General features: G+C 71.6%; 34 protein-coding genes. 23 read left to right on the forward strand and 11 right to left on the reverse strand.

The window, feature by feature from the left end:
- Positions 1-12: 12 nt before the first annotated feature.
- From ACFSDF_RS02510 to ACFSDF_RS02525, 4 genes are read left to right on the forward strand one after another with little or no spacing between them, the layout of a single operon-like run.
- Positions 13-174: a DUF4177 domain-containing protein gene (locus tag ACFSDF_RS02510; RefSeq protein WP_167001207.1), complete on the forward strand. Its 162-nt coding sequence runs from the start codon at positions 13-15 to the stop codon at positions 172-174.
- Complete coding sequence (locus ACFSDF_RS02515) at positions 174-641, forward strand: RidA family protein (RefSeq protein ID WP_167001209.1); 468 nt, start codon at positions 174-176, stop codon at positions 639-641. Before ACFSDF_RS02510 ends, ACFSDF_RS02515 begins: the two co-directional genes overlap by 1 nt.
- Entirely contained in the window at positions 638-1,456 is an 819-nt protein-coding gene (locus tag ACFSDF_RS02520; protein WP_167249332.1) for an NUDIX hydrolase, read from the forward strand. Before ACFSDF_RS02515 ends, ACFSDF_RS02520 begins: the two co-directional genes overlap by 4 nt.
- Positions 1,457-1,469: 13 nt before the next feature.
- Positions 1,470-2,261 (forward strand): MBL fold metallo-hydrolase, encoded by a 792-nt coding sequence (locus ACFSDF_RS02525; protein WP_377156002.1) that lies wholly within the window; start codon positions 1,470-1,472, stop codon positions 2,259-2,261.
- 91 nt (positions 2,262-2,352) lie between these two features.
- Here ACFSDF_RS02525 and ACFSDF_RS02530 read toward each other — a convergent pair whose 3' ends face one another.
- Both ACFSDF_RS02530 and ACFSDF_RS02535 read right to left on the reverse strand, forming a co-directional pair.
- Positions 2,353-3,273: a hypothetical protein gene (locus tag ACFSDF_RS02530; protein WP_167001215.1), complete on the reverse strand. Its 921-nt coding sequence runs from the start codon at positions 3,271-3,273 to the stop codon at positions 2,353-2,355.
- A gap of 118 nt (positions 3,274-3,391) precedes the next feature.
- A complete protein-coding gene (locus ACFSDF_RS02535) occupies positions 3,392-4,069 on the reverse strand; it encodes a Crp/Fnr family transcriptional regulator (RefSeq protein ID WP_167001217.1) in 678 nt (225 codons plus the stop codon).
- A 128-nt stretch (positions 4,070-4,197) separates the two neighbouring features.
- On the opposite strand from ACFSDF_RS02535, the gene nth reads away from it, so the two are divergent.
- The 6 genes from nth to ACFSDF_RS02565 all read left to right on the forward strand — a co-directional run bounded on the left by nth (position 4,198) and on the right by ACFSDF_RS02565 (position 8,915).
- A complete protein-coding gene (nth, locus tag ACFSDF_RS02540) occupies positions 4,198-4,953 on the forward strand; it encodes an endonuclease III (protein WP_243845037.1) in 756 nt (251 codons plus the stop codon).
- Complete coding sequence (locus ACFSDF_RS02545; protein ID WP_167001219.1) at positions 4,950-5,594, forward strand: TlpA family protein disulfide reductase; 645 nt, start codon at positions 4,950-4,952, stop codon at positions 5,592-5,594. Before nth ends, ACFSDF_RS02545 begins: the two co-directional genes overlap by 4 nt.
- Entirely contained in the window at positions 5,591-6,328 is a 738-nt protein-coding gene (locus ACFSDF_RS02550; protein ID WP_377156005.1) for an NUDIX hydrolase, read from the forward strand. Before ACFSDF_RS02545 ends, ACFSDF_RS02550 begins: the two co-directional genes overlap by 4 nt.
- On the forward strand, positions 6,325-7,497 hold the full coding sequence (locus ACFSDF_RS02555; protein ID WP_167249328.1) for a MarP family serine protease: 1,173 nt from the start codon (positions 6,325-6,327) through the stop codon (positions 7,495-7,497). The genes ACFSDF_RS02550 and ACFSDF_RS02555 overlap by 4 nt, the downstream gene beginning before the upstream one ends.
- Positions 7,498-7,595: 98 nt before the next feature.
- Positions 7,596-8,045: a hypothetical protein gene (locus ACFSDF_RS02560; protein ID WP_167001223.1), complete on the forward strand. Its 450-nt coding sequence runs from the start codon at positions 7,596-7,598 to the stop codon at positions 8,043-8,045.
- A gap of 48 nt (positions 8,046-8,093) precedes the next feature.
- Entirely contained in the window at positions 8,094-8,915 is an 822-nt protein-coding gene (locus ACFSDF_RS02565) for a hypothetical protein (RefSeq protein WP_167249326.1), read from the forward strand.
- On the opposite strand, the gene ACFSDF_RS02570 is transcribed toward ACFSDF_RS02565, so the two are convergent.
- Together ACFSDF_RS02570 and acs are read right to left on the reverse strand one after the other, a co-directional pair.
- Complete coding sequence (locus ACFSDF_RS02570) at positions 8,905-9,411, reverse strand: phage holin family protein (protein WP_167001227.1); 507 nt, start codon at positions 9,409-9,411, stop codon at positions 8,905-8,907. The genes ACFSDF_RS02565 and ACFSDF_RS02570 overlap by 11 nt on opposite strands.
- Before the next feature lie 145 nt (positions 9,412-9,556).
- A complete protein-coding gene (gene acs, locus ACFSDF_RS02575; protein WP_377156008.1) occupies positions 9,557-11,569 on the reverse strand; it encodes an acetate--CoA ligase in 2,013 nt (670 codons plus the stop codon).
- A gap of 304 nt (positions 11,570-11,873) precedes the next feature.
- On the opposite strand from acs, the gene ACFSDF_RS02580 reads away from it, so the two are divergent.
- A complete protein-coding gene (locus ACFSDF_RS02580) occupies positions 11,874-12,230 on the forward strand; it encodes a hypothetical protein (RefSeq protein ID WP_167001229.1) in 357 nt (118 codons plus the stop codon).
- Positions 12,231-12,306: 76 nt separating this feature from the next.
- On the opposite strand, the gene ACFSDF_RS02585 is transcribed toward ACFSDF_RS02580, so the two are convergent.
- Positions 12,307-12,867, reverse strand: coding sequence for a TetR/AcrR family transcriptional regulator C-terminal domain-containing protein (locus ACFSDF_RS02585; RefSeq protein WP_167001230.1), 561 nt, complete (start codon positions 12,865-12,867; stop codon positions 12,307-12,309).
- Between the two features lie 59 nt (positions 12,868-12,926).
- Between ACFSDF_RS02585 and ACFSDF_RS02590 the strand changes: the two genes are divergently transcribed.
- The 3 genes from ACFSDF_RS02590 to ACFSDF_RS02600 all read left to right on the forward strand — a co-directional run bounded on the left by ACFSDF_RS02590 (position 12,927) and on the right by ACFSDF_RS02600 (position 14,865).
- Positions 12,927-13,544 (forward strand): biotin transporter BioY, encoded by a 618-nt coding sequence (locus ACFSDF_RS02590; RefSeq protein WP_377156011.1) that lies wholly within the window; start codon positions 12,927-12,929, stop codon positions 13,542-13,544.
- A 62-nt stretch (positions 13,545-13,606) separates the two neighbouring features.
- The gene (locus ACFSDF_RS02595) at positions 13,607-14,254 is read left to right on the forward strand and encodes an energy-coupling factor ABC transporter ATP-binding protein (protein WP_377156013.1); all 648 of its coding nucleotides are present in this window, start codon (positions 13,607-13,609) and stop codon (positions 14,252-14,254) included.
- Entirely contained in the window at positions 14,251-14,865 is a 615-nt protein-coding gene (locus ACFSDF_RS02600; protein WP_167001235.1) for a CbiQ family ECF transporter T component, read from the forward strand. Before ACFSDF_RS02595 ends, ACFSDF_RS02600 begins: the two co-directional genes overlap by 4 nt.
- A 144-nt stretch (positions 14,866-15,009) precedes the next feature.
- On the opposite strand, the gene ACFSDF_RS02605 is transcribed toward ACFSDF_RS02600, so the two are convergent.
- A complete protein-coding gene (locus ACFSDF_RS02605; RefSeq protein ID WP_167001237.1) occupies positions 15,010-16,467 on the reverse strand; it encodes a GuaB1 family IMP dehydrogenase-related protein in 1,458 nt (485 codons plus the stop codon).
- A gap of 73 nt (positions 16,468-16,540) precedes the next feature.
- On the opposite strand from ACFSDF_RS02605, the gene ACFSDF_RS02610 reads away from it, so the two are divergent.
- Positions 16,541-16,915 carry a VOC family protein gene (locus ACFSDF_RS02610; RefSeq protein WP_167001239.1) on the forward strand — a complete coding sequence of 125 codons (375 nt, stop codon included), beginning with the start codon at positions 16,541-16,543 and terminating at the stop codon, positions 16,913-16,915.
- 27 nt (positions 16,916-16,942) lie between these two features.
- Here the strand turns inward: ACFSDF_RS02610 and ACFSDF_RS02615 are convergent, their stop codons facing one another.
- From ACFSDF_RS02615 to ACFSDF_RS02625, 3 genes are all read right to left on the reverse strand, one after another.
- Positions 16,943-17,539, reverse strand: a complete 597-nt coding sequence (locus ACFSDF_RS02615) for a DUF402 domain-containing protein (RefSeq protein ID WP_377156016.1) — start codon at positions 17,537-17,539, stop codon at positions 16,943-16,945.
- Positions 17,515-17,850 carry a helix-turn-helix domain-containing protein gene (locus tag ACFSDF_RS02620; RefSeq protein ID WP_377156018.1) on the reverse strand — a complete coding sequence of 112 codons (336 nt, stop codon included), beginning with the start codon at positions 17,848-17,850 and terminating at the stop codon, positions 17,515-17,517. Before ACFSDF_RS02620 ends, ACFSDF_RS02615 begins: the two co-directional genes overlap by 25 nt.
- 70 nt (positions 17,851-17,920) lie before the next feature.
- The gene (locus ACFSDF_RS02625) at positions 17,921-18,706 is read right to left on the reverse strand and encodes a class I SAM-dependent methyltransferase (RefSeq protein WP_167001243.1); all 786 of its coding nucleotides are present in this window, start codon (positions 18,704-18,706) and stop codon (positions 17,921-17,923) included.
- Between the two features lie 50 nt (positions 18,707-18,756).
- Here ACFSDF_RS02625 and ACFSDF_RS02630 point away from each other — a divergent pair, with 50 nt between their 5' ends.
- Positions 18,757-19,497 carry an oxidoreductase gene (locus tag ACFSDF_RS02630; RefSeq protein ID WP_167001245.1) on the forward strand — a complete coding sequence of 247 codons (741 nt, stop codon included), beginning with the start codon at positions 18,757-18,759 and terminating at the stop codon, positions 19,495-19,497.
- Between the two features lie 336 nt (positions 19,498-19,833).
- On the opposite strand, the gene ACFSDF_RS02635 is transcribed toward ACFSDF_RS02630, so the two are convergent.
- Entirely contained in the window at positions 19,834-20,667 is an 834-nt protein-coding gene (locus tag ACFSDF_RS02635) for an HAD family hydrolase (RefSeq protein WP_243842856.1), read from the reverse strand.
- 132 nt (positions 20,668-20,799) lie between these two features.
- On the opposite strand from ACFSDF_RS02635, the gene ssd reads away from it, so the two are divergent.
- The 7 genes from ssd (at position 20,800) to ACFSDF_RS02670 (ending at position 25,807) form a co-directional block, all read left to right on the forward strand.
- Positions 20,800-21,903, forward strand: a complete 1,104-nt coding sequence (ssd, locus tag ACFSDF_RS02640) for a septum site-determining protein Ssd (RefSeq protein WP_167249311.1) — start codon at positions 20,800-20,802, stop codon at positions 21,901-21,903.
- The gene (locus ACFSDF_RS02645) at positions 21,900-23,126 is read left to right on the forward strand and encodes a TadA family conjugal transfer-associated ATPase (RefSeq protein ID WP_167001251.1); all 1,227 of its coding nucleotides are present in this window, start codon (positions 21,900-21,902) and stop codon (positions 23,124-23,126) included. Before ssd ends, ACFSDF_RS02645 begins: the two co-directional genes overlap by 4 nt.
- Complete coding sequence (locus tag ACFSDF_RS02650; protein ID WP_167001253.1) at positions 23,123-23,932, forward strand: type II secretion system F family protein; 810 nt, start codon at positions 23,123-23,125, stop codon at positions 23,930-23,932. The genes ACFSDF_RS02645 and ACFSDF_RS02650 overlap by 4 nt, the downstream gene beginning before the upstream one ends.
- Positions 23,929-24,654 carry a type II secretion system F family protein gene (locus tag ACFSDF_RS02655; protein ID WP_377156022.1) on the forward strand — a complete coding sequence of 242 codons (726 nt, stop codon included), beginning with the start codon at positions 23,929-23,931 and terminating at the stop codon, positions 24,652-24,654. Before ACFSDF_RS02650 ends, ACFSDF_RS02655 begins: the two co-directional genes overlap by 4 nt.
- Positions 24,655-24,787: 133 nt before the next feature.
- Positions 24,788-24,976 carry a DUF4244 domain-containing protein gene (locus tag ACFSDF_RS02660; protein WP_167001256.1) on the forward strand — a complete coding sequence of 63 codons (189 nt, stop codon included), beginning with the start codon at positions 24,788-24,790 and terminating at the stop codon, positions 24,974-24,976.
- A 106-nt stretch (positions 24,977-25,082) separates the two neighbouring features.
- Complete coding sequence (locus tag ACFSDF_RS02665) at positions 25,083-25,424, forward strand: TadE family type IV pilus minor pilin (protein ID WP_377156024.1); 342 nt, start codon at positions 25,083-25,085, stop codon at positions 25,422-25,424.
- Positions 25,421-25,807: an Rv3654c family TadE-like protein gene (locus tag ACFSDF_RS02670; RefSeq protein ID WP_377156026.1), complete on the forward strand. Its 387-nt coding sequence runs from the start codon at positions 25,421-25,423 to the stop codon at positions 25,805-25,807. Before ACFSDF_RS02665 ends, ACFSDF_RS02670 begins: the two co-directional genes overlap by 4 nt.
- On the opposite strand, the gene ACFSDF_RS02675 is transcribed toward ACFSDF_RS02670, so the two are convergent.
- Positions 25,777-26,196, reverse strand: a complete 420-nt coding sequence (locus ACFSDF_RS02675) for a LapA family protein (protein ID WP_167001262.1) — start codon at positions 26,194-26,196, stop codon at positions 25,777-25,779. The genes ACFSDF_RS02670 and ACFSDF_RS02675 overlap by 31 nt on opposite strands.
- Positions 26,197-26,221: the final 25 nt, after the last annotated feature.

Here is a 26,221-nt window from a genome sequence, read left to right on the forward strand (position 1 = left end):
TACAGTCGGTCCATGACGCAGTGGGAGTACCTGACAGCGCCCGTCCTCGTGCACTCGACCAAGGCGATCCTCGACAACTTCGGTCGCGACGGCTGGGAGCTCGTCCAGATCGTGCCTGGGATGAACCCGGAGAACCTCGTGGCCTACTTCAAGCGCCCGGTCCAGGGGTCCTGATGCCGACGCCCGAGGAGAACCTCGCCGAGCTCGGCCTGACGCTCCCCGCCGTCGTCCCGCCGGTGGCCGCGTACGTGCCCGCGGTGCGGACGGGGTCGTACGTCTACACCTCCGGCCAGCTCCCGGTGCGCGACGGGGCGTTGGTCAAGGTCGGCAAGGTCGGTGCGGACGTGACGGCGGAGGAGGCGTACGAGTGCGCGCGGCTGTGCGCCCTCAACGCCCTCGCAGCGGTCGCGTCGCAGGCCGGCGGCGACCTCTCGCGTGTCGCCCGGGTCGTGAAGGCCGTCGTGTTCGTCGCGAGCACCCCAGACTTCACCGGGCAGCCCTCGGTCGCCAACGGCGCCAGCGAGCTGTTGGGTGCCGTCTTCGGTGAGACCGGTGCCCACGCCCGTAGCGCGGTCGGAGTGACCGTCCTGCCGCTCGATGCGCCGGTGGAGGTCGAGCTCGTCGTCGAGCTGACCGCATGATCCGGCGGGTCCCCGTCCCGCCCTCGCTGGCCGAGCACGCCGCCACCGCGCGCACCGACGCCGTGCCGCCGAAGGATGCGGCGACGGTCGTGCTGCTGCGTGACGGCGTGGACAGTGTCGAGGCATACCTGATGCGGCGGCAGCGCTCGATGGCCTTCGCGCCGGGCATGTACGTCTTCCCGGGTGGCGGCGTGGACCCGCGGGACTCCGACGTCGACGTCACGTGGGCCGGTCCGACTCCGCAGCAGTGGGCCGACCGCTTCGGGTGCGACACGGCCGTGGCCCGTGCGCTCGTGTGCGCCGCCGTACGCGAGACGTTCGAGGAGGCCGGGGTCCTGCTCGCAGGTCCGGACTCCGACACGGTCGTCTCCGACACCAGCGGTGCCGACTGGGAAGCCGACCGGCAGGCGCTGGAGTCGCACACGCTGGCGTTCTCCGACTTCCTTGCGCGCCGCGAGCTCGTGCTCCGTACGGACCTGCTGGCAGCGTGGACGCACTGGATCACGCCGGTGTTCGAGCCGAAGCGCTACGACACGCGCTTCTTCGTCGCCGTGATGCCGCACGGGCAGCGCGTCGGCACGCTGACCGGCGAGGCCGACCACGCCTCGTGGATGCCGCTGCGCGCGGCGCTCGCCTCGGTGGACTCCGGCGAGATGGCGATGCTCCCGCCGACGGCGATCACGTGCAACGAGATCGCGGCGATGCCGTCCGCGGACGCCGTGCTCGCGTCGGCGGGCGCTCGGACCATCGTGCCGATCGAGCCGCGGCTGGTCGAGATCGACGGAACCCTCTACCTGGAGTCGGAGCAGCCATGACGGAGTGCTGGACATGACCGAACGGTGGGACGGCGGGACCGTGAGCGCGTGGGCGACCTGCCTGCGCGAGGACAACCCCGGCCACATGACGCTGGACGGCACCAACACGTGGGTCCTGCGGGCGCCGGGCGCCGGCCCCGACGCGCAGTCGATCGTCGTCGATCCAGGCGAGCTCGACGAGCCGCACCTGCGCCGCGTCCTGGAGGCGGCGGCGCCGGTCGGGGTCGTGCTGCTGACCCACCGCCACCACGACCACGCGGGCGGCGCGGCCCGCTTTGCCGAGCTGGCCGCGGCGCCCGTACGGGCCTTCGACCCGGCGCTGTGCGTGGAGGCCGACCCGCTGAGCGACGGCGAGGTCATCGAGATCGACGGCGTCCGTCTCGAGGTCTTCGCGACGCCAGGTCACACCACGGACTCGGCGTCGTTCCTGCTGCGCGAGGACGCCGCGCTGCTGTCGGGTGACACGGTGCTGGGGCGAGGGTCGACGGTCGTCGCCTACCCGGACGGCGCGCTCGGCCCGTACCTCGACTCGCTCGGCGCCCTGCGCTCTGCTGCGGCGTCCGTCGGGGGGCCGGTCCGGCTCTACCCGGGGCACGGGCCCGCGCTGTCCGACGCGGTCGCGGTTCTCGATGCGTACGCGGCGCACCGCCAGGAGCGGCTCGCGCAGGTCCGCGCTGCCGTCGACGCCGGCGCGGTCACCGCGGACGACGTCGTGCGGATGGTCTACGCCGATGTGGACCAGGCCCTGTGGCCCGCGGCGACGCTTTCTGTACAGGCACAGCTGGCCTACCTCCGCGACGCCTAGCCCCGGGTCGGTTCCTGCGCGTCCCGGGTCGGTTCCTGCGCGTCCCGGGTCGGTTCCTGCGCGTCCCGGGTCGGTTCCTGCGCGCCCCGGGTCACCATCGTCGCGGCTGCGGCGTGATCCCGAGCAGCGCGCCGAGTTCGCGCTCGAAGGCAGTGTCCTCGCCGAAGATGCGTTCGCGCGTCCCGATCACGAAGCGCCACCCGTACCGCTTCTCGAAGTAGCCTCTGCGGCCGACGTCGTGTGCCTTCGCCGCGTCGGTCGTGTGGAACTCGCGGCCGTCGTACTCGGAGGCGATCAGCAGCTCGCGGTAGCCCATGTCGAAGTAGCGATCGCGCCCCCACTCGTCCACGACGTGGAGACGCGTACGGGGACGGGGGAACCCGGCGTCGGTGATGCGCAGCCGTTGCCAAGACTCGCCGGCGGACTCCGCTCCGGGATCCACGAGCTGGGCGAGCTCCCGCGCCTGGGGTGCGCCGCGAAGGCCGCGGAGCTCGTCGACGTACTCGACGAGCTCGCCGAGCTCGACCAGCTCGGCACGAGCCATGCCGTCGGCCGCGGCCAGCGCGTACGGGCGCCACTGTCCACGGAGCAGGTCCGACGCCGTACGTAGGGGAGTGGTCACACGGATGCCCGCGATCTCCGTGATGTCCGACTCCGGCAGGTGTACGGCTTGTCGAGCCCGTACGCCGTCCGCGCGCACCCGTCCCACACCGTGCGGAGTGAGCAGGGTCGGCGTCAGAAGGTGCCGCTCGCTGGGTCGGAAGGTGTCCACCCCGTACAGCCAGGAGGCGAAGCAGTCGCAGACGATCACGTGCGCCGGAGTGACGAGCGCCGTCGCCTCGACGCGGAGCATCCGGGTGTCGGGTACCCGTCCGTCCACGTAGACGGACTTGAAGACCGACCTCAGCCTTTTCGCGGCGATGGCGCGGCGGAGGTCCTTCTCGCCGGGGAAGCCGGCTTCGACGTGGTCGCGGCTCCGGAACGGCCGGCCGTCGTGGATGAGCGTGGGCATCGCCTCATCGAACAGGGACCTGGCTCATCGGCGTCAGCGAAATCCACAGGCTCCGGGCAGACGGTGACCCCGGGGCCGCAGACGGTGACCCGGGAGGCGCAGAAAGTGACCCGGGGCGTTAGCGGGCGCGCTTGGCCAGGCGGTCGGGCTCGATGATGACGACCGAGCGCGGCTCCAGACGGAGCCAGCCGCGCATCGCGAAGTCGGCGAGCGCCTTGTTGACGGTCTCGCGCGAGGCGCCGACGAGCTGCGCCAGCTCCTCCTGCGTGAGGTCGTGGTGGACGTGGATGCCGTCGTCGGCCTTGCGCCCGAAGCGCTGCGAGAGGTCGATGAGCGCCTTCGCGACACGGCCCGGGACGTCGGAGAACACGAGGTCCGCCACGACGTCGTTCGTACGACGCAGCCGCGAGGCCAGCTGGTGAAGCAGCGCGCGGGAGACGTTGGGGTGGTCGTTGAGCCACTTCGTGAGCTCGTCGTGCCCGAGGCTGTTGAGCTCGGAGTCGGTCACTGCCGTCGCGGTCGCCGAGCGCGGGCCCGGGTCGAACAGGCTCAGCTCACCGAACATCTGGCCCGGGCCCAGGATCGCGAGGAGGTTCTCGCGGCCGTCGGCCGAGCTGCGTCCGAGCTTGATCTTGCCGTCGGTGACGATGTACAGCCGGTCGCCCTCGTCGCCCTCGTGAAAGAGCACCTCTCCACGGCGCAGACGCGTAGCCGACATCTGCGAACCGAGCGACTCAGCGGCCTCATCGTCCAGACCGGAGAAGAGCGGTGCCTGTCGAAGTACGTCGTTGTCCACGGGTTCTCCTTGACCGAAATGTTGTGTCACGCCCCCTCAGTCTCCCTCATCTGGGCAACTCGGCGCCACCGGCGGCCCCGCGCGTCGTCCTGGGGATGCATGTCGCCCCTGACCCGTACCCTGGGCTCGTGCCCAAGACCACATCCGCTCGCCCCGCGAAGTCGAAGCTTCCCGAGGTGCCGGCGCCGCCGACGGCGCTGGTGCGGCGCGCCCGCAAGAACGACCGCGTCCTCGCCGAGACCTATCCCGACGCCGACATCGAGCTCGACTTCGACGACCCGTTCCAGCTGCTCGTCGTCACGGTCCTGTCGGCGCAGACGACCGACCGCCGGGTCAATGCGGTGCGGCCGCTGCTCTTCGGACGTTATCCCGACGCCCGCGCGCTCGCGGAGGCCGACCGGGCCCACGTCGAGGAGATCATCAAGCCGACGGGCTTCTTCCGCGCCAAGTCCGAGCGCATCATCGCGCTCGCGACCGCGCTCGTCGACCGGTACGACGGCGAGGTGCCGCCGCGCATGGACGACCTCACGACGCTCCCCGGGGTCGGCCGCAAGACGGCGAACGTCGTCCTCGGCAACGGCTTCGGCATCCCCGGCTTCGCCGTCGACACGCACGTGCAGCGCCTGAGCCGCAGGCTCGGATACGTCGACGCCGAGACGGTCAAAGACCCGGTCCGTACGGAGATGGCCCTCGACAAGCTCATCCCCAAGCGCGACTGGACCATGGCGAGCCAGCGGCTGATCTGGCACGGTCGCCGCTGCTGCCACGCGACCAAGCCCGCGTGCGGTGCCTGCGCGATCGCGCGCTGGTGCCCGTCCTTTGGCGAAGGCCCCACGGACCCCGACGTCGCCGCCAAGCTCCTCCGTACGGAGGGTCGCGCATGACCTCCCGGCTCACCCGCGCCGTACGCGGCGGTGCCGTCGCGCTCGCGACGGTGCTGCTGGTCGCCGGGTGCGGAGGCGACGAGCTGCGCCCCAGCGACGGTGCCGCGTCCGAGCCCGCCTCGGGCAGCTCCGCCGTCGACACCGCCGAGCTGCGTGACCTTAAGGCCGCGGCAGGCATCGAGGACTGCCCGCTCACCAACCGCCGCGGCGCCGTCGAGGGAGGCCTGCCCGGCCTCTACCTCGACTGCCTGGGCGGAGGTGCGCCGGTCAGTCTCCCGGGCCTCCCCGCGAAGCCGACCGTGGTCAACCTCTGGGCGAGCTGGTGCGGCCCTTGCCGTGACGAGCTCCCCCACCTCGCCCAGCTGCACGACGAGGCCGGCGGGCAGGTGGCTGTGCTCGGCATCGACTACAAGGACCCCGACCCTGAGGCAGCCCTGCGGCTCGCGAAGGACGCGGGTGTCACGTTCCCGCTCCTTGCCGACCCTGAGCAGACGGTTGGCAAGGCACTCGGTGTGGTCGGACTTCCCCAGACGGTCTTCGTCGCCGCCGACGGCACCGTGACGGCGACCCACCGCGCGCCCATCACCTCGTACGACCAGCTCCGCTCGCTGGTCGACGAGCACCTCGGGGTGGCGCTGTGAGTGCGCGCGACGCCGGCCTGGTCGACGACGAGGCGCTGCCGTCGTGGCTGCGCCCGCTCGCAGAGGCAGGCCGCCGTATCGACAGCCCGCGGTTCCTCTCGCCGTCGATGGCAGACGCCCCCGACAATGCGCGCCCGGCCGCCGTGCTCGTCCTGTTCGGCGAAGGCGACGCCGGACCCGACGTGCTGCTGACCGAGCGTGCCCACTCGATGCGCTCGCACGCGGGGCAGATCGCGTTCCCCGGCGGCGCCACCGATCCGGAGGACGACGGGCCGATCGGCACGGCGCTGCGCGAGGCTGAGGAGGAGGTCGGGCTGGAGCCTGACGGCGTCGACGTCTTCGCGACTCTGCCGAAGCTGTGGTTGCCCCCCAGCAACTTCGCGGTGACCCCCGTGCTCGGCTGGTGGCGTCGGCCGAGCCCGGTGCACGCCGTCGACCCGGTCGAGGTCGCGAGCGTCTTCCGCAGCCCGGTGTCCGAGCTGACCGATCCCGCTAACCGGTTCATGGTGTCGCACCCCTCGGGGTGGCTGGGGCCGGGATTCACGGTCGATCGTGGGCTCACCCTGTGGGGATTCACCGCCGGCATCGTCGCCCGGCTGTTCAGCACGGTCGGCTGGGACCGCCCGTGGAACCGCGATCGGGTGGTGCCCTACCCGCAGTCGGCCCGCGACCCCATGGTCGAGGAGATCGAGACCGACGTGTCGCGGTCCGTCGGGCGCGAGCGCCGCGGATGAACCTCATCGACGTCGTCGTCGTCCTCGTCGTCGTCGCGTACGCCGTCCTCGGATACCTGCGCGGCTTCGTCGCGGGTGCGTTCGCGATGGCGGGACTCCTCGCGGGCGGCGTGGTCGGGCTGGTCGCCGCTCCGCTGCTGCTCAGCAACCTCGATCACGGGATCCAACGGTCGCTCCTCGCGGTCGTCATCGTGCTCGTGCTCGCCTCAGCGGGCCAGGCGACCGGCTCTCACATCGGCGGTCGGCTGCGCGAGCGCGTGACGCACCCGCCGGCGCGCTCGATCGACGCCGTCGCCGGGGTCGTGCTGAGTGCCGTGGCCTCGTTGGTCGTGTGCTGGGCGCTGGGCTACGCCGTGTCGGGCTCGCAGATCCCCGGAGCCTCGACCGCCGTACGCGGCTCCAAGGTCCTCGCCGCGGTCGACTCCGTGGTGCCGCAGGGCGTGCGCGGTGCGCTGCACTCGTTCGACACGGTCGTCGACGCGACGCTGTTCCCGCGCTACCTCGAACCGTTCACTCCCGAGACGATCAAGCCCGCTGCGGCGCCCGATCCCGCTGTCCTCCAGCGGCCCGAGGTCAAGTCCGCGCGGCGCAGCGTCGCGCGCATCACCGGTCAGGCGAAATGCGACCGCGGTCTCGAAGGCTCCGGCTTCGTGTACGCGTCGGAGCGCGTCATGACCAACGCGCACGTGGTCGCAGGCGTCGCACAGCCGATGGTGACGATCCGTGGGGAGTCGTACGACGCGACCGTCGTCTACTACGACCCGTCGCTCGACGTCGCCGTGCTGCGGGTGCCGGGCCTCGAGGCGCGCTCGCTCGCGTTCGACCCCGATGCCGCTCAGGGCCAGTCGGCGGCTGTCCTGGGCTTCCCCGAGAACGGGCCGTTCGATGCGCGGGCGGCGCGCATCCGGTCCGAGCAGCGCCTGCGAAGCCCTGACATCTACGGGACGACCCAGGTCGTGCGCGAGGTGTACGCCCTGCGTGCGCTGGTGCGTTCGGGCAACTCCGGTGGCCCGGTGATCTCGGAGCAGGGACGCGTGATCGGCGTCGTGTTCGCCGCGTCGATCTCCGACTCGTCGACCGGATATGCGCTGACCGCAGGGCAGGTCGGAGACGCGGCTCGTGCCGGTGCACGTGCGCTCCGTCCGGTCGATACCGGCGAGTGCGCCTGAGCGGTGGGATCGGTCGCACGGCTTAGGGTCACACCGCATTTCGTCGTGGACACCAGACCAGGAAGAATGTGCGGCGTCGACCGAACCAAAGGAGTCTTGTGAGAAGCCGCCTGCTGGCCGCAGCCGCAATCGTGACGATCCTGACGCTCCCGGCGTGCGGGGCAGACGACTCGCCGGACGACGCAGGAGGGGCCAAGACTCCTGCTGCTGCGGCGGAGACGGGCACTCTCGGCTCCGACGAGGCCGACGCGCTCGCCAAGGAGTCCGCCGAACGCGTGGTGCTCCTGTGGGCGCGCCCGGACCTGCCGCTCGCGCAGTGGGTGGCCGAGCTTCGACCGCAGCTCTCGCCGGTCGCGGTCTCGGTGCTCTCGTTCGTCGACCCGTCCGTCCTCAAGCCGGCGAAGGTCGACGGCGAGTCGCACGTGATGGCGGGTTCGGCCTCGCGTGTGGTGGTCGCGGTGCCGACGACCGCCGGCGAGTACCGCGTGACGATGAGCCGGGAGACCAAGGACGCGGCGTGGGTGGTCGACCGGGTCAGCAGCCCGTAGCCGAGCGAGGCGCCCCACGGGGTCCTGCGACCGCCTAGGCTGCGGCCCATGCGTGCGTTCGTCTCGTCCCTGCTCGGTGTGCTGGCCCTCGTCACCGCCGCGGTCGCCGTGCCCGGTCTGTGGGTCGAGCGCAACATCGTCGATGAGTCCGGATACGTCGCCCTGGCCGACTCGCTGGCGGAGGACCCCGCGTTCCGCAGCGAGCTCGCCTCCACCGTCTCCGAAGGCGTCCTGCGCGGTGCAGGAGTGGACGGGGTGAGGCGACAGCTGGCCGAGCCGGCGGTCCGTCGTGCGGCCGAGGGCATGACTGAGCTCAGTGGGTTCGACGCTGCATGGAGCGAGGTCAACCGGCAGTCCCACCGGATCAACGTCACTGACATCCCGCCCGCCGAGCTCGACGGGCGGCTCGGCGTCGACCTCACGCCGCTCGTCACCCTCGTGGCGGACGCAGCCAACCAACGTCTCGGGACGAACCTGCGCGCCCCCGGTGACCTCGTCGTCGCCGTCGGCACGCCCGAGCAGCGGACGGCGCTCGATCGCGTGCGGGACATCACCGCGTGGTCGTGGGCGGCGCTCGCGGTCGCCCTCGTGCTGGGCGTCGCCGCGATCGTGACGGCACGCCGTCGCGGCACGGCGCTGATCGTGATGGGAGCGGGCCTCGTCGTGCTCGCGGTCGTGGAGCAGATCGCGGCGGTGAGCGGCGGCGGGCTCGTCGTCGATCAGGTGGCGCAGAGCGCAGGGTTCGGTCGCGCGTTGATGGAGCAGCTGCACGATGCCGTCGTGGCCTCGTACGGGCTCTGGATGCTCGTCCTCGGGGCGCTCGGTGTGGTGTCGGTCGTCGCCGGCGTCGTGGTCCGCGTCAGGACGTGAGGCGCTTGCCGTCGGTGTCGGCGGTTGCCGGTGACACCGCGGCCTCGGGAAGATCGATCGTCGTCCGCGGGTCGGTCTTGCCCTTGAGCGCGTTCGGGATCTCCTGGACCGTCGCGATCGTCTTCTCCGGGGCCTTCACCTTTTTGAGGAAGCGGATTCCGACGAGCGCGAAGACGACGATGATCAGGATCCAGACCCCCGTCATCGCGAGGAAGCCCCACGTGAAGGCCAGGGGGACGTCGCGGTTGAAGAGCCACGCGAAGAAGAAGCCGCCGGCCATCGACAGCATCGTCACCACGAAGAGCAGCAGCACCGCCACCGCGACGAGCAGGCCGGACCCGACCGCGCCAGACTTGACGCTGACCCGTAGCTCGGACTTCGCCAGGGCGATCTCGCCGCGAACGAGCGTCGAGAGGTCACGACTGATGTCGGAGACGAGTCGCCCGATCGTCGGCTCGCCGTCTCCTTGAGGTCCGGGTGCTGCGGGGTGGGACATCACGACTCCTCGTCGCAGGTGCGGTCAGAACGAGCCTAGGGGATGCGGGCAGCGTTGCGTGGGCGCCCCGCGGGTCCCCGACCCCGGACGTCATACGGATCGAGGGCTCTGACCCTCGATCCGTACGACGTCAGCGGAGGTGGTGTCAGTCCTCGGACGACCTGGCCATGCCGGTCTTGATCTGGTCCATGACACCGGAGTCGGCCAGCGTGGTGACGTCGCCGACCTGACGGTTCTCGGCGACGTCGCGCAGCAGGCGGCGCATGATCTTGCCGGAGCGGGTCTTGGGCAGCTCGGCGACGACCATGATCGACTTCGGCTTGGCGATCGCGCCGATCTCCTTCGCGACGTGCGCGCGCAGGTCGGCGACGATCTCCGCGCCGCCGTCGCCGGCGGACTCGCGCAGGATCACGAACGCGACGACGGCCTGCCCGGTCGTCGCGTCGTTGGCGCCGACGACCGCCGACTCGGCGACCTTCGGGTGCGACACGAGTGCCGACTCGATCTCGGTCGTCGACATTCGGTGGCCCGACACGTTCATCACGTCGTCGACGCGTCCGAGCAACCAGATGTCGCCGTCCTCGTCCTTCTTCGCACCGTCACCGGCGAAGTAGAGGCCCTCGAAGCGCGACCAGTACGTGTCGATGAAGCGCTGGTCGTCACCCCACAGCGTGCGCAGCATCGAGGGCCACGGCTCGGTGAGGACGAGGTAGCCGCCCGACCCGTTCGGGACCGGCTCCGCGTCGTCGTTGACGACGTCGGCGCTGATGCCGGGGATGGCGGTCATCGCAGAGCCCGGTTTGGCCGCGGTCACGCCCGGCAGCGGCGAGATCATGATCGCGCCGGTCTCGGTCTGCCACCACGTGTCGACGACCGGGGTCTTGCCCGCGCCGATCGTCTCGCGGTACCAGACGTACGCCTCGGGGTTGATCGGCTCGCCGACCGACCCGAGCACACGGATCGACGACAGGTCGAACTCCGCGGGGATCTCGGCGCCCCACTTCATGAACGTACGGATCGCGGTCGGCGCGGTGTAGAAGATCGTCACGCCGTACTGCTGGACGATCTCCCACCAGCGGCCCTTGTGCGGGCTGTCGGGCGTGCCCTCGTACAGGACCTGCGTCGCACCGTTGGCCAGCGGGCCGTAGACGATGTAGGAGTGGCCGGTGACCCAGCCGATGTCGGCGGTGCACCAGTAGACGTCGGTCTCGGCCTTCAGGTCGAAGACCGCCCAGTGCGTCCACGCGGCCTGCGTGAGGTAGCCGCCGGTGGTGTGCAGGATGCCCTTGGGCTTGCCGGTGGTGCCGGACGTGTACATGACGTACAGCGGGTGCTCGGCGGGGAACGGCTGGGGCGTGTGGTCGGTCGACGACTCGTCGACGAGCTCGTGCCACCAGATGTCGAGGTCGCCGTTCCAGGCGACGTCCTGCCCCGTACGGCGGACGACGAGGACGTTCTCGACGAGGCCGGACTGCTCGGCCTCGACCTTGGCGACCGCCTCGTCGACAGCGGGCTTGAGCGCGCTCGGCGCACCGCGGCGGTATCCGCCGTCGGCGGTGATGACCAGCTTGGCGCCGCAGTCCACGATGCGGCTCGCGAGCGCGTCTGCGGAGAAGCCGCCGAACACGACCGTGTGCACGGCGCCGATGCGCGCGCACGCGAGCATCGCGATCACGGCCTCGGGGATCATCGGCATGTAGATGGCGACGCGGTCGCCGGTCTCCACGCCGAGCTCCTCGATCGCGTTGGCAGCCTTCGAGACCTCGTCCTTGAGCTGGGCGTACGTGATCGTGCGCGTGTCGTCGGCGGGCTCGCCGACCCAGTGGAACGCGACCTTGTCACCGCGGCCGGCCTCGACGTGACGGTCGACGCAGTTGTACGAGGCGTTGAGCGTGCCGTCGGCGAACCACTTCGCGAAGGGCGGGTTCGACCAGTCGAGGACCTCGGTGAACGGCGTGTCCCAGTCGAGGCGGCGCGCGGCCTTGGCCCAGAAGGCGAGGCGATCTTCGGCGGCCTCCGCGTACGTCTCCACCGTCGCGTTCGCGTGCTCGGCCAGCGAGGTGGACGGCTCGAAACGACGGTCCTCGTGCAGCAGGTTGGACAGTGACTCTCCCACGACGGTTCCTCTGGTCTCTCGACGGCACGTTCCGCCGCCCATTGTGCCTCCGGTCACACTGCTCGGGGGTGGCGGGAGGCCTCGGATCGCCCAGCGGCGCCGTCCGCGCGACGGGCGGCTGGGGCGCGCGACGTACGGGCGGCGATGTGACGGGGGTCATGGCGGCGCGGCGAGGCGGTGGCGTTGTCAAGCCCGAAACCACGGCAAATCGGGCAATTGGATGTGAGAGAGATCACTTGGCGGGATGTGGGTGTGGCGACACCGGCACAGGGGCTAGGATGACGCGCACGGGGGCGGCACAGGACTGCATCGTTCGACGACCGCAAGCAAGACAGAAGAGAGCAACGTGACCGCGTATCCCGGTTGGCAGATCATCCATGAGGCCACCACGAAGGGCCCATCGTCGATGCGCCGCGTCGTCATTTTCAGTCATCGCAGCGGGTCGCGTCTGCGGCTCACGAGCGACTACCGCGGTGACGTCGCGACGACCGTCGCCGAGTCGTGGTCGTCCATCGGCTGGGTCGAGGCCCACCGCAGCGTCGACACTCAGCTCTTCCGCAGCAGCACCCCCAACGAGGCTGCGCTCGTCGACACGCTTGACCGGCTCCTGATCGAGGTCTTCCGGCTCGCGAGCCAGATTGTGGTCGGGCCTCAGGCGGCGCCGGCGCCGGCGTCCTCGGCGTTCAGCGACATGATGCGCTGACCCGCCGGTTGAACCCCGCCGCCGCTGGTTGAGCCTGTCGAAACCCCGCCGCCGCTGGTTGAGCCTGTCGAAACCCTCAGGCCCTGACCGGGAGCGCCGCACGCAGCCCCGACAGCAGGAGGCCGAGTCCGAGATCGAAGGACTCCGGAGACCCGATCGACGGGTCGTACGTGATCGCCCCTGTCGCGCTCGCCTGCTCGTGCATCTGACGCGCGGAGGCGTGCCCGAGGACGAAGAGCATGATCGTCCGAGCGCCCGTCACGGCGACGTCCCTCTCGAAGACGTCAAGCATCTGTACGAGGCGTTGCTCGGGCTCTCCTGCGCCGAGGCCGAACGCGGATGCCGTCGCGACCACCTCGGCACCGTCGCGTACCGCCAGCATCGCGTCGCGCGTCTCGTGGCAGAGGGCGGTCACCTGTGCGTCCCACGGGCCCGTCGCGTCCGGGCGGCGCCCGCGCGCGAGGATCTCGTCGGCCATCAGGGCGAGGAGCGTCTGCTTGTTGGGGACGTGGTGGTAGAGCGCGCTCGGCTGCACCTCGAGCTCGGCGGCGACCCTCCTCATCGACAAGAACTCCAGGCCGTGGGTGTCGAGCACCCGCAGCGCACCCTGCACGACGTCCTGGAGGGTGTTGGCCATGGGAGCAGTCTATCGGTTAGCCTGAACACCGTTCAGGTGAACACTGTTCAGGAGACCTCATGACCCTCGATTCCCAGGCCACGCCGTCCACGGCCGACGACGTCGTCGCCACCAAACGCTCGTTCTCGACCACCGACCTCGCGCTCATCGCGGCGTTCGCGGCGCTCATCTCGGCATGCGCGTACCTGCCCGCGATCCCGGTCGGCGCCTCCGGCGTGCCGATCACGCTGCAAACCTTCGCCGTGATGCTCACGGGCTGCCTCCTCGGGCCGTGGCGCGGGTTCACCGCGGTCACGCTCTACCTCGTGCTCGGTGCGATCGGTCTCCCGGTGTTCGCCGAGCACTCGTCGGGGCTGGGCACGTTCACGAGCGTCAGCGCCGGCTACCTGATCAGCTTCCCGTTCGCCGCGCTGCTCGGCGGGTTCCTCGTGAAGTACGTCGCCGGCCCGCAGCGCAAGACGCGCGCGGTCTGGGTCTTCCTGTGCTCGATCTCGGCGAGCATCCTCGTGATCCACCCGTTCGGGGTCGTCGGCATGATGCTCCACCAGGACGTCTCGCTGTGGACGGCGATGACCTGGGACGCGCCGTTCTGGATCGGAGACCTCCTCAAGACGACGCTTGTCGCGATCATCGCGGCCGAGGTGCACCGCGCCTTCCCACGCCTGCTGCACCCCTGATCGTGCCGACACTGACGTTTGACGGCGCGGGGGTCACGGTCCCCACCCCGAAGGGTGACAAGGTGATCCTCGCGCCGACGTCGCTGGAGCTGACCGAGCGCCGCATCGGCGTGATCGGCGCCAACGGCTCAGGGAAGTCCACGCTCGCCCGGATGGTCAACGGGCTCGTCACCGCGTCGACGGGCCGGGTCCTCGTCGACGGGGTGGACGTCGCCGCGCAGCCGTCGCGCGTACGCCGCCGGGTGGGGTTCGTGTTCACCGACCCCGCGGCGCAGGTGGTGATGCCGACGTGCGTCGAGGACATCGAGCTCTCGCTGCGCCGCCACGTCAAGCGCGCCGGTGAGCGGCGCGAGCGGGCGCTCGACGTGCTCACGCGGTACGGGCTGCGCGACCTCGCCGACACGAGCGTCCATGCCCTGTCGGGTGGACAGCGTCAGCTGCTGGCGATCGCGGGTGTCCTTGCGACGGAGCCTGTCGTCGTGGTCGCCGACGAGCCGACGACCCTCCTCGACCTCGCCAACACCCGGCGGATCGGCGACCTGCTCCACGGGCTCGACCAGCAGGTCGTGCTGGTGACCCACGACCTCGATCTCGTACGGCACTGCGACCGCGTCCTCGTCGTCGACCACGGGCGGGTGCGCTTCGACGGGGATGCCGACGAGGCCGTCGCGGACTACGTGGCGTCTGTCGAGCAGGCGGTCGCACCGTGAGCACCCCGTACCTGATCGGTGTCTATCAGCCGGGCGACTCGGTGGTCCACCGGTTGCCGGTGGGCGTGAAGGTCGCGGCGCTCGCGGTGTTCAGCGTCGCGGTCGTGGCGGTACGCAGCATGCCTGCGTCGTGGGCGTACCTCGCCGTCGCGCTCGCGGTCGCAGCCGTCGCTCGGGTGCCGTTGAGGCTGCTCGCGCGCGCGGCACGGGCGGTGCTGCTCGTGGCGGTCGTGATCGGGGCCTTCCAGTGGTGGTTCCACGGCCGCGACCGCGCGATCGAGACGCTGCTCGACCTCGTGTCACTGTCGCTGATGGCGGTCGTCCTCACCGCCACGACACCGGTCAACGCGATGCTCGACGCCTTTGTCCGGTGGATCACGCCGCTGCGTTGGTTCGGTGTGGATCCCGACCGCGTCGCGCTGACGATCTCCCTCGCGATGCAGGCGATCCCGGGCACGTTCGCGATCGCCGCGGAGACGCGCGACGCCGCTCGCGCCCGAGGGCTCGAGCGGCGCCCACGGGCGTATCTCTCGCCGTTCGTCATCCGGGTCGTCGCGCGCGCCCAGGAGACGGGCGACGCGCTCGCCGCTCGCGGCGTCGGCGACGACTGACGTCCGCCGGGGGCCACGTTCGCTCGGGTACCCCTGCCAAGCTGCGCCGACCCGAGTGGGTGCGGTGGGGTCAGTCGCCGTTCGCTGGGGTACCCGAAGGAACCGACAGGGTACGGCGCGGGCGATCGCCGCGCCGAGCGGCCGTCACCAGCTGGCGTGCAGCGGGCGCCCTTCCTCGTACCCGGCGGTGCTCTGCAGTCCCACGACCGCACGCTCGGCGAACTCGGGGATGCTCCGCGCACCGGCGTACGTCGCCGACGAGCGGACGCCCGCGATGATCTGGTCGATCAGGTCCTCCACGCCGGGGCGCTCGGGGTTGAGATACATGCGGGAGGTGCTGATGCCCTCCTCGAACAGCGCCATCCGGGCGCGCTCGAAGCCGGCCGCGTCGCGGGTGCGGTTGGAGACCGCGCGGGCCGAGGCCATGCCGAACGACTCCTTGTAGGGGCGGCCGTCCGTGCCGATGCGCAGGTCGCCCGGGCTCTCGTACGTGCCGGCCAGCCAGGAGCCGATCATCACGCTCGCTCCGCCGGCCGCGAGCGCCAGCGCGACGTCGCGGGGATATCGGACGCCGCCGTCGGCCCACACGTGCTTGCCGAGGTCGGCGGCTGCGGTGGCGCACTCGAGCACGGCCGAGAACTGCGGCCGTCCGACACCGGTCATCATGCGGGTGGTGCACATCGCGCCCGGACCGACGCCGACCTTGGCGATGTCGGCTCCGGCGGCGATGAGGTCGCGGGTGCCGTCGGCCGATACGACGTTGCCGGCGACGACCGGGACGCGGCGGCCGGTCTCGACCTCGTACGCGTCGCGCGCCGCGACGACCAGCGGCAGCGCCTGGAGCATCTTGTCCTGGTGACCGTGCGCGGTGTCGACGACGAGGACGTCGACGCCCATCGCGAGCAGCGCCTCGGCCTTGCCGCGCACGTCGCCGTTGATGCCGATCGCGGCACCGATCTCGAGGCGGCCTTCGGCGTCGAGGGCCGGCGTGTAGAGCGTCGAGCGCAGGGCGCCCTTCTTCGTCGCGACGCCGACGAGGGCGCCGTCGTGCAGGACGGGCGCGTACGACAGGTGGTGCTCGCTGAGCGCGTCGAAGACCGTACGGGGGTCGTCGGCGGCGTCGAGCGCGAGCACGTCGGAGCTCATCACCTCGTGGACCTGCGCGAACCGGTCGACCTCGGCGCCGTCGTGCTCGGTGACGACACCGAGAGGCTTGTCGCCCTCGACCACGAGCACGGCGCCGTGGGCGCGCTTGTGCAGGAGGCTGAGCGCCTCGCCGACGGTGGTGTCGGGCGTGACGGAGACCGGGGTGTCATAGATCGGGTGTGCCGCTTTGACCTGCGCCACGGAGCGAGCGACAACGTCGAGCGGGATGTCCTGCGGGATGACGGCAAGCCCGCCTCGACGCGCCAGGGTCTCGGCCATCCGGCGTCCAGAGACCGCCGTCATGTTGGCCGCGACGACCGGGATCGTCGTGCCGACGCCGTCGGGGGTGGTGAGATCGACGTCGAAGCGGGAGATGACGTCGGAGCGCGACGGCACCATGAACACGTCGCTGTAGGTCAGATCCTGGGACGGCTGCTGGTCGTTGAGAAAACGCACCCTTTCAGGGTACTGACCGGCGGCGTTGCGCGGACCCGTCGAGACTGTCTGACCTTCGTGCGACGGTGGATCCATGCCTGGTCACGAGCACTCCATCCCGCTGTCCGTCGACTACGTCGAGATCGCCGTCACCGACCTGCCGGCCGCGTCCGCGTTCTACCGCGACGCATTCGGGTGGGAGATCGTCCCGTACGGCGACGAGTACGCCGGCTTCCGTACGCCCGCCGAGTCCGGGGGCGAGGAGGCGGGTGGCCTGCGGCTGGCCGACGAGGTGACCCGCGGGTCGACCCTCGTCCTGCTGTACGCCGACGACCTCGAGGCGTGCGCCGCGTCCGTCACGGCGGCGGGCGGCAAGGTCATCGAGGGGCCGTACGCGTTCCCCGGCGGTCGCCGCTTCCACTTCCTCGACCCGAGCGGCAACGAGCTCGGGGCCTGGTCGACGAGCTGAGGCGGGCGCGCTGAGCCGGCGGGCGGCTCAGCGCGAGAACGCGCCCTGCGCCTCGCGCAGACGTGTCCAGCCGAGCTCCCCGAACGGCTCGTGGCGCCGTACGACCGCGTCGGCGACGTCGTGGGCGGAGCGTTCGGCGAGGGTGACGAGGTCGTCGGGATAGCCGTACGTGAGGCGGTGCTCGGTGAGCTCGTCGGCGTCGAGCGTCTCGACCTGTCCGTCGATCGTCAGGACCACATCGAGGTCGAGGTCGAGCATCGTCACGAGATCGGGCGCCTCCCACCTCGCCGGGGTCGTCATGTCGACGTAGAGACGCCACCGCAGTCGTCTGGTCGGATCGTTTTCGACGGCGTGGAACGTCGCGACGTACGGGTCGGTGTGCGGGACGAGCGTGATGCTGTCGACGACCGTCCGTACGTCGCGGGCCGGGCGGACCATGCGCGACCCTGCCGGCATGTACAGCCACGTACCGACCTCGTCGCGGGCGTGCGCGATCGTGTCGAACTCCCAGTGCGGGTGGCCGCCGTACTTCGTCGTGACCTGACGGACGAGGGTCCCGGGTGCGGGCTCGGGCGGCGGTGCCGACCCAGGGGTGCCGATCAGGCCGCCATCGCGACTGGGCACTGCGGAGTGCCGGCCTCGCGCACCGGCGCGACTCCCTGGTGCACGGCGTAGGCGCGGGCGACCGTGGCGACGAGGTCGAGCATCGTGATGCCGAGGGCCGTGCAGACCGAGGCGATGATCTCCGAAGAGGCTTCCTTCTGGCCGCGCTCGATCTCGGAGAGGTAGGCCAGCGAGACTCGGGAGGACTTCGCAACGTCGCGCAAGGTCCTGCCGCGCGCACGGCGCTCCCCGCGGAGCGCGTCGCCCAGCGCCTCACGCAGCAGCGGGGCGGGCTCCGGTGCGGACGGGACGGGTGCGAGCAAGGTGGTCACCCTTTCACGCTAGGCGGCGTACCCAAGTTCGCGCCATCGCAGACGCGCTTCGTTCGCTCTCAGCAGACGCTCAACCCAGCCCGATGCGCAGCTCGCCGCGCGGCACGGACGAGGGATTGAGGGCGTCCTTGTGGACGATCGCGCGGTAGCAGCGCGTCGCGTACCGCATCCGCAGACCGTTGTGCCCGCTGGCGTGGCTCTCGTACAGGGCACGGACCTGGTCGAGGACACGTTCTCGCTCGCGGTGGGCCCGTGCGGCGATCGACGAGCGCGACGAGACCAGGGCGAGGAGGGCGTCGAGGTCGAGCTGCTGCCAGAAGCCGAAGTCGGCAGAGTCGGGCAGATCGAACAACCCCGAGAGCGGCAGCGAGTCGGTGATCGCCGCGAGGTCGTCGGGCTCGGCGTCGATGATCGCCGTGAGGCGGCGGACCCACGGGACGGACTCGTCGCGGGTGTTCCAGACGAGCGCGGCACGTCCACCGGTCCGCAGGACGCGGGCGACCTCGGGGAGGGTGCGCTCGGCGTCGAACCAGTGGTACGACTGCGCGGCCACGACGACGTCGAAGGACCCGGCGGGAAACGGAAGGCGCTCGGCGACCGCGCGTACGACGGGGACCTCGAGGCGCCTGGCGAGCCTGCCGAGCATCTCGGCGGAGCGGTCGAGGGCGACGACGTCGTGCCCGAGCGCCGTCAGGGCGGTGGTCATCTGGCCGGATCCGGCGCCGAGCTCGAGAACGCGGACGGGCGCGTCACCGATGAGCCACCGCACGGCGCGCTCGGGGTAGGACGGTCGGGAGTGCGCGTAGTCTCCGGCGCACGCGTCGAAGGCTCGCGCACGCTCCGGGGACCTGTCCACAGGCCCGAGGCTACCAACGGCTCCGCGGCCCGCCCCGTATCCTGCAGGGCGTGCCTGACCCCTTTTCCGCCCTGACGGCGCTGGACGGTGTCCCGTCGGCGTTCGCTGCCACCCGTGACGGTCTCGACTCGCTGCTGCGTGACCGCGGTCTGCGCCGCAGCACGCCCGAGATGACGGCCGACTCGCTGCTGCTGGGCGCGGCCGCGAGCGCCGCGATCGACGGTGCCCCGTACGATCCGGACGGCCTGCGTCGCGGCGAGGCCGATCCGCTTGCCCTCGCCGTCGCGCGGATGAGCACCGAGCTGCTGTCGCTGGTCCCGACGTGGCACAAGGCGCCGCTTCAGGCGATCGCCCGCATCCACGCGCTGGTGGCGCGGGGCCGAGTCAGCGACGACGAGCTGGGACGGCCGGTGTCGCCGGAGGGTGCGAGGCGGCTCGGCACGCTCGCGCAGGCCGTGGTCGCCCCGACAGAGGCGCCGGGCCTGCTGGTCGCTTCGGTCGTGCACGCCGAGATCGCGACCGCAGGGGCGTTCGTGTCCGACAACGGGATCGTCGCACGGGCGGCCGAGCGGCTGGTGATCGTCGCCAAGGGTGTCGATCCGGCGAGCCTGACGGTGCCGGAGGCCGGTCACCGGGCTGCGGGGGCGGGCTACACGAAGCTGCTGGGCGAGTACGAGTCGGAGGGGACGGCAGGCGTGCACAAGTGGCTGCTGTACGCGGCACAGGCGTACGCGGACGGCGCGGAGGCGGCGCCTGTCGAGCCACCGAAGGGCCCCCGCCGCCGCTCCTGACACCCCAACCCCTGTGCGCACACCCCAACCCCGTGCGCGCCCCAGCCCTCGTGCGCGCTCCCGTGGGAGGGCGGCGAAGCCGTCTGAACAGGCAGACGCGCCACCTGCTCGAGATGGCGCGCCCTTGGCTGACCGTCTTCTCGGCTACCAGGCGTCCTGAACTCCGTAGTACCAGTCCGGGGCCTCGATGGGTTCTCCCGTGGCAGGTATCCCTTTAAGACGGGAAGGGTCGTCGCGTGGGTACCGGGTCTTCGATCTGCCGCCTTACTTGTCTCCTTTGTACCCGCTCGGGACGGTTACGGCTACCCCTTGGCCGCAGATGGCGAGATGCGAGGCTCACACAGAGCGGCGGCGTTTGAGCTGGTGAAGAGCGACTCCGGCCGCCGCGGACACGGCGGCGGCGGCCAGCCCGGCGACAGCGACCTTGCTGCCGGTGGACTCGAGCGAGACTCGGCTCTTCAGGGCGATCGGCTCGGCGAACTCGAGCACCGGCCAGTCCTCCTCGGCAGCCAGGCGACGCAACGCCTTGTCCGGGTTGACGACGTACGGGTGCCCGACCTCGACGAGCATCGGCACGTCGGTCTCGGAGTCGGAGTAGGCGTAGGACTCGGTGAGGTCGTACCCCTGCTCGTCGGCGAGTTCCCTGATCGCGATGGCCTTGTTCTCGCCGTACGCGTACCTCTCGATCTCGCCGGTGTAGCGGCCGTCCTCCTCGACGAGCCGCGTCGCGATCACGTGGTCGGCACCGAGCATCGCGCCGATCGGGTCGACGACCTCAGACCCTGAGGCGGAGACGATGACCACGTCGCGCCCTGCGGAGCGGTGCGCAGCGATCAGGTCGACGGCCTCGACGTAGACGAGGGGGTCGACGACACTGTGGAGCGTCTCGGCGACGACCTGCCGCACGGTCTCGACGTCCCACCCCTCCACGAGCGCGGTGAGGTAGGCGCGCATCTTCTCCATCTGCGCCTCGTCGGCACCCTGCAGGGCGAACATGAACTGCGCGTACGCGCTGCGGAGCACTGACCGGCGGCTGATGAGGCCGGAGTCGTAGAAGTGCTTGGAGAACGCCAGCGTGCTGGAGCGGGCGATGATCGTCTTGTCGAGGTCGAAGAACGCCGCGGAGCGGGTGCTCGCGGAAGGGACGGGCGTCGCGTCGGACGTGGTCACGCGTTCAAGCATAGACAGCGAGGGCGGTCGGGGTCGCCGGAAATTCGGGCGTGGCCGGTCCACAGCCTGGCGTCCTCCACACCACAGCGCCTCCTCGAGGCCGCCGGCTTCGTGAGGACACATGCTCACGTCATGGTTGCCTACACCGGAAGCGCCGGACCTGTACGACCGCTGCTCGTCACCGCCTCTGAGCAGCGGCTCGAGTCCGTTCTCCGCCTGTGCGCGGCCGCAGGCGTCGAGCCGAACGTGTGCGCCGACGTGGGTGCCGCGCGCCAGCTCTGGCCGCGGGCGGGCCTCGTCGTGATCGGCGACGACGCCCTCGACGAGGTGGCCTCGGCCGCGCTGGAGCGACGAGCTGACGTCGTCGTGATCGCCGACGAGTCACCCGACCCGCAGGTGTGGGGCGTGGCGCTCGCCGTCGGTGCCGATCGAGTTCTCGCCCTCCCACGTGACGACAGCACGCTCTGCGACGCTCTCGCCGACGGCGTCGAGGGTGCCGGCCAGGACGCGCCGGTGCTCGCCGTCGTCGGTGGCTGCGGGGGCGCAGGGGCGTCGTCGCTCGCGGCAGCGGTCGCGATGACGGCAACGCGGGACCGGTCGGTCACGGACCGTCACGGTGGCGCGAGCGTGCTTCTGGTCGACGCCGACCCGTGGGGCGGTGGGCTCGACGTGCTGCTCGGGGTCGAGGCGACGCCCGGGCTGCGGTGGAGCGACCTGACAGGCACGCACGGGAGGCTGAGCGGGGCGGCACTGAGCAGGTCGCTGCCGCGGGTCGACGACTTGGCGGTCCTCGCGTGGGATCGCGGGGCGATCGAGCCTGCAGCGCCGGAGACGGTGCGGGCCGTCCTGGCGGCGGGCAGGCGTGTCCATGACCTCGTCGTCGCCGATCTGCCGCGCCACCTCGACACACCGGGCGAGGAGATCCTCGCGCGAGCAACCTCCGTCGTCCTCGTCGTGCCTGACGATGTGCGTGCGGTCGGTGCGGCGTCCGGCGTCGCCGAGGGGCTAGCCGGGTGGGCGAGCAACGTCGGGCTCGTGGTGCGCCGACGACGTCGAGGCCTCCCACCTGAACTGGTCGCGGACACCCTCGGCATGCCGCTGGTGGCGACGGTCGACGACGACCCACGCTTCCGACTCGCGGTCGAGGAGGGCCTCGGGCCGCTCGCCAGGCGTACGTCGGTCCGGCGGGCGGCGCGTGAGGTGCTCGACGTCTTGGGCCCGGAGCTCGGGCGATGAGGCGCGTCTCCCGCACCCTCGATGCTCTTGCCTCGCCGAGCGCCGCTCAGACGCCCGATGAGGGGTTGATCGAGGAGATCCGCGACAAGATCGCCGCCGCGGGAGAGCGTCCCACCGCCGATCGTGTGGCGGCGGCCCTGCGCGCGGGCGGCCACGTCCACGGCGACCGTACGGTCCTCGCCGTCGTCGATGCCCTCCATCGTGAGACCGTCGGCGCCGGTCCGTTGGAGCGTCTGCTTCGGGCCGAGGGCGTGACCGACGTCCTCGTCAACGGGCCCGACGACGTCTACGTCGACCGGGGGTCCGGGCTGGAGCGCACCGACGTGCGCTTCACGGACGACGACGCTGTCCGCCGCTTGGCTCAGCGCCTCGCGGCGGCGGCCGGCCGCCGGCTCGACGACGCCTCGCCCTTCGTCGACGTACGTCTTCCTGACGGGACCAGGCTCCACGCGGTGCTGTCGCCACTCGCCCGGCCCGGCACGGCGCTGTCGCTGCGAGTGCCTGCTCGTCGGGCGTACTCGCTCGACGAGCTCGCCGCGCGGGGTGCGTTCACGGCGGACGTCCGCGGGGTGCTCGCGGCGATCGTCCGGGCGCGGGCGGCCTTCCTCGTCACAGGCGGCACGGGTACGGGCAAGACGACCCTGCTCGCGGCGATGCTCGGTGCCGTGCCTGCGGCCGAGCGCCTCGTGGTCGTCGAGGACGCCAGCGAGCTGCGTCCCGACCACCCGCACGTGGTCGCGCTCGAGGCACGGCCGGCCAACGTCGAGGGCGCGGGTGCGGTGGTGCTGCGCGATCTCGTCCGCCAGGCGCTGCGGATGCGTCCCGACCGGCTGGTCGTCGGCGAGGTGCGCGGGGCCGAGGTGGTCGACCTCCTCGGTGCGCTCAACACAGGACACGAGGGTGGATGCGGCACCCTTCACGCCAACACTCCACGTGACGTCCCCGCGAGGGTCGAGGCGCTGGCCATGGCGGCGGGGATGCCGCGGGCCGCGGTGCACAGCCAGCTCGGTGCCGCGCTCGATCTCGTGGTCCACGTCGCCCGGGACGCGGCCGGACGCCGGCGCGTCGCCGAGGTCGCGACCTTGCAAGGCGCCGGCGACGGCACGGTGGTGTGCGAGACCGCGTGGGCGATCGCGGCCGACGGCAGGAAAGCTCGCGGCCCCGGGGCAGAGCGGCTCGACGAGGTGCTCGGTCGTACGGGTGAGGGCGAGGCGGCGCCGTGAGCGCTGGCGGTTCGTGGGCGGTCGCCGCGATGCTGCTGGCGGCGTTCGGGACATGGCTCGGAGCCGGGCCGTCAGGCTCCGGCCGGATCGTGCCTCGGGCCTTCGAGGCGGCGGGCGCAGTGCGGTCGCGGCCTCGCGCGTCGTGGGTCTGGCTCGTCGGTGCACTCGCGGTCGTCGTCCTCGCCTGGTGGGGAGTCTCCTTCGTGGCCATCGCGGTCGTGTCCGGTGTCGTCGCAGTCGTGGCGCGGTTGCGTGCACGCGGACGACGCCGCGCAGACGGTCGCCGGCTCCACGCCGAGATCGCGGGCGCGTGTGAGGCGCTCGCGTCCGAGCTCGCCTCCGGGTCGCCGGCCTCGCTCGCGATCGACCGGGTCGCCAGGGACTTCGTCGTGCTCGCCACCGTCGCCTCCCACGCGCGGTTGGGCGGCGACGTCGTCACAGCGCTGCGGGCGGCCTCCACAGCGCCTGGTGCAGAAGGCCTCCGCGACGTCGCCGCCGCCTGGTCCGTGAGCGCGCGCAGCGGTGCGAGCCAGGCGGCGATCCTCGATCGCGTTGCCGAGATGCTCCGCGAACGTGACGACCTCTTGCGTGAGGTGGACGCGGCCCTCGGATCTCCTCGCGCGACGGCACGGCTGCTCGCGGTGCTGCCCGTCCTCGCCCTCGCCCTCGGTGTGGCGCTCGGCGGAGACCCGCTCGGCTTCTTGCTGGGTGGGGGCCTCGGCTCGTGGTGCCTGGCGGGCGGGGCGGCACTCGCGGTCGCAGGGGTGCTGTGGGTCGAGCGCCTCACGGAGTCGGCCGCGAGGTGAGCCTGCTCGCCGCCCTTCTCGCGTGCCTGGCGGTCGCGCTCGCTGCGGATGACTCCGGCCGGGCGCGGTTGCGTGACCTTCGCGCTCAGCAGGCCGCTCCGACCCCCGGCCGTCCACGACCGGGCTGGCTCACCTCGCACTGGTTCGCGGGCGCGCTCGCCGTCGTTGCGGTCTCTCAGGTGGTGGGCGGAGTGTCGGGCATGGTCCTGGGCCTCCTCGCCGGGGCGGGCGTCACCTGGTGGGTGAGCAGGCTCGAGCCTGCCGCGCACCGGCGCCAGCGTGAGCGAGAGATGAGGGACCTGCCGCTCGCGCTCGACCTGGTCGTGGCGGCGGTGGTCGCGGGGCGGCCGACCATGCAGGTCCTGGCCGTTGTCGCCGACGCGGTTGACGGCCCGCTGGGCGCGCGTCTGCACGGCGTCGTCGCGCGGCTGAGCCTCGGCGCCGATCCGACCACCGTGTGGCGCGAGCTGCACGACGATCCCGTGCTCGCCCCCTTGGCTCGCGCGTTCGCCCGTGCGGCGCGCAGCGGCACCGCCGTGAGACGGGTGCTCGAGCGCGCCGCGGACGACCTGCGTGCCGTCCAACGTGCCGCCGCTCTGGAGCGTGCGCGCGCCGTGGGGGTTCGTACGGCGGCACCGCTCGGCGCCTGCTTCCTGCCAGCCTTCCTGCTGCTCGGTGTGGTCCCCACGGTGGTGGCGACCTTCGCGTCGCTCGACCTCTGACGCTGCACGCGCGCCTCCACAACCGGGCGCCTTCCCCAGCCGAGGCTCGCTCCGCGTCAGGAGGGAGAAGACGGACCCACCTTGTAGGTGCGCCCGAGCGGCGGGCGTCACGACACCGATCGAGGAGAGCGACATGCGATACCTGAAGCAGCTGCGGGCACGTGCCAACGAGCAGGGGATGACCACCTCCGAGTACGCCGTCGGCACCGTGGGTGCCTGCACCGTCGGCGGCGCCATCTACACCATCGCGACGTCGGACTGGTTCAACGACTTCGTCAAGGGCGTTTTCGAGAAGGGGATCGAGCTGCTCCCGTTCATGTGAGCACGCCCGAGGCTCGGCGGGTCCGGCGGTCGCACCCGACCGCTGGACCCGGTCCACGGTGAGAGGAGAAGCGGTGGCGGCAGGTGGAGGACGTGAGCGAGGGATGGTGACGGCAGAGACGGCGATGGTCCTGCCGTTCCTGGTCGCCCTGGCGTTCGCGCTCGTGTGGGTGGTGAGCCTCGGGGTCACCCATGTGCGGCTGGTCGATGCGGCGCGAGAGGGAGCGCGCATGGCCGCTCGCGGCGACGACAGGGAGGATGTCGTCGATGCCGTGGAGCAGATGGCTCCCGAGGGGGCCACGGTGGAGGTCGTCGACGGGGAGGACGAGGCGACGACCCGGGTGATCGTGCGCCTGAGGTCCCGCGTCGAGCTGCCCGTCGTCCGGCAGCTCGCGGTCGACCTCGACGCGTCCGCGGTGAGCGCCGACGAGTCCGCGAGCCGACCGTGATCGGCCGTCTGTCAGCGCTGCGGACCGAGGGGGGAGCGGGCGCGGTCTACGGTCTCGTGGTGGTGACGGTTCTTGCGACCGCGTTCGCGATCGCTGTGCAGGTCGCGGCGCTCGCGCGGCTCCAGCACCAGGTCACCGCTGCCGCAGACCTGACGGCGCTCGCCGCCAGCGGGTCGGCTGACGGCGGTGGCGACGGGTGCGCCCAGGCGGAGCGCATCGCCGCGGCCAACGAGGTCCGGCTTCGCTCGTGCGCGCTCGACGCCGCGGTCGCCACCGTCGTCGTCGAGCGCAGCGCGCGGACGTGGGGCGTGACCCTCACCCTGAAGCGCACGGCGAGGGCGGCGCCGCGCGACTACGTCCCCGCGGCCGGAGGTGGGCGATGAGGGCCCTCGTCCGCTCCGCCCTCGCCGGCGAAGTCGTCCGGCTCGTACGGCGGCTCCTCGCGAGGGGTCTTCGATGTCGGTTCCGACAGTGCGGAGGGCTCCGCGGGACGCGACTCCTGCGCGCGCTGCTGCTCCAGCCGGCGGTGCTCCTTGCGAAGCTGACGGTTCTCCTTGCGCACCTGGTACGAGCGGCGCAGCCCGCGCGTGATCAGTCCCAGGCCGACGACGGCGACGAGCATGCTGCCCGCGCCGATCCAGAAGGCGCCGACGCCGTCGGTCGTGACGTCCCACCCGAGGAACTCCACCGAGACTGCCTCGGTGGCTTCCACGGAGACGACGACACCCACGAGAACGGCCAGCGCCAGCAGCAGGACACCCAGAGCGATCATCGACATCCCCCTCGCGATGGTGGAG

The sequence above is a fragment of the Mumia zhuanghuii genome (assembly GCF_042681565.1).
In the GTDB taxonomy this organism is placed as follows: Bacteria; Actinomycetota; Actinomycetes; order Propionibacteriales; family Nocardioidaceae; genus Mumia.

Bases quoted from the DNA above. Each gene is read 5' to 3' on its own strand.
- ACFSDF_RS02520 (WP_167249332.1), top strand. From the start codon at position 638: ATGATCCGGCGGGTCCCCGTCCCGCCCTCGCTGGCCGAGCACGCCGCC.
- ACFSDF_RS02645 (WP_167001251.1), top strand. From the start codon at position 21,900: ATGAGGCGCGTCTCCCGCACCCTCGATGCTCTTGCCTCGCCGAGCGCC.
- ACFSDF_RS02610 (WP_167001239.1), top strand. From the start codon at position 16,541: ATGCCTGGTCACGAGCACTCCATCCCGCTGTCCGTCGACTACGTCGAG.
- ACFSDF_RS02585 (WP_167001230.1), bottom strand. From the start codon at position 12,867: ATGGCCAACACCCTCCAGGACGTCGTGCAGGGTGCGCTGCGGGTGCTC.
- ssd (WP_167249311.1), top strand. From the start codon at position 20,800: ATGGTTGCCTACACCGGAAGCGCCGGACCTGTACGACCGCTGCTCGTC.
- ACFSDF_RS02660 (WP_167001256.1), top strand. From the start codon at position 24,788: ATGCGATACCTGAAGCAGCTGCGGGCACGTGCCAACGAGCAGGGGATG.
- ACFSDF_RS02675 (WP_167001262.1), bottom strand. From the start codon at position 26,196: ATGATCGCTCTGGGTGTCCTGCTGCTGGCGCTGGCCGTTCTCGTGGGT.
- ACFSDF_RS02590 (WP_377156011.1), top strand. From the start codon at position 12,927: ATGACCCTCGATTCCCAGGCCACGCCGTCCACGGCCGACGACGTCGTC.
- ACFSDF_RS02525 (WP_377156002.1), top strand. From the start codon at position 1,470: ATGACCGAACGGTGGGACGGCGGGACCGTGAGCGCGTGGGCGACCTGC.
- ACFSDF_RS02510 (WP_167001207.1), top strand. From the start codon at position 13: ATGACGCAGTGGGAGTACCTGACAGCGCCCGTCCTCGTGCACTCGACC.
- ACFSDF_RS02530 (WP_167001215.1), bottom strand. From the start codon at position 3,273: ATGCCCACGCTCATCCACGACGGCCGGCCGTTCCGGAGCCGCGACCAC.
- acs (WP_377156008.1), bottom strand. From the start codon at position 11,569: ATGGGCGGCGGAACGTGCCGTCGAGAGACCAGAGGAACCGTCGTGGGA.
- ACFSDF_RS02555 (WP_167249328.1), top strand. From the start codon at position 6,325: ATGAACCTCATCGACGTCGTCGTCGTCCTCGTCGTCGTCGCGTACGCC.
- ACFSDF_RS02515 (WP_167001209.1), top strand. From the start codon at position 174: ATGCCGACGCCCGAGGAGAACCTCGCCGAGCTCGGCCTGACGCTCCCC.
- ACFSDF_RS02545 (WP_167001219.1), top strand. From the start codon at position 4,950: ATGACCTCCCGGCTCACCCGCGCCGTACGCGGCGGTGCCGTCGCGCTC.
- ACFSDF_RS02565 (WP_167249326.1), top strand. From the start codon at position 8,094: ATGCGTGCGTTCGTCTCGTCCCTGCTCGGTGTGCTGGCCCTCGTCACC.
- ACFSDF_RS02570 (WP_167001227.1), bottom strand. From the start codon at position 9,411: ATGTCCCACCCCGCAGCACCCGGACCTCAAGGAGACGGCGAGCCGACG.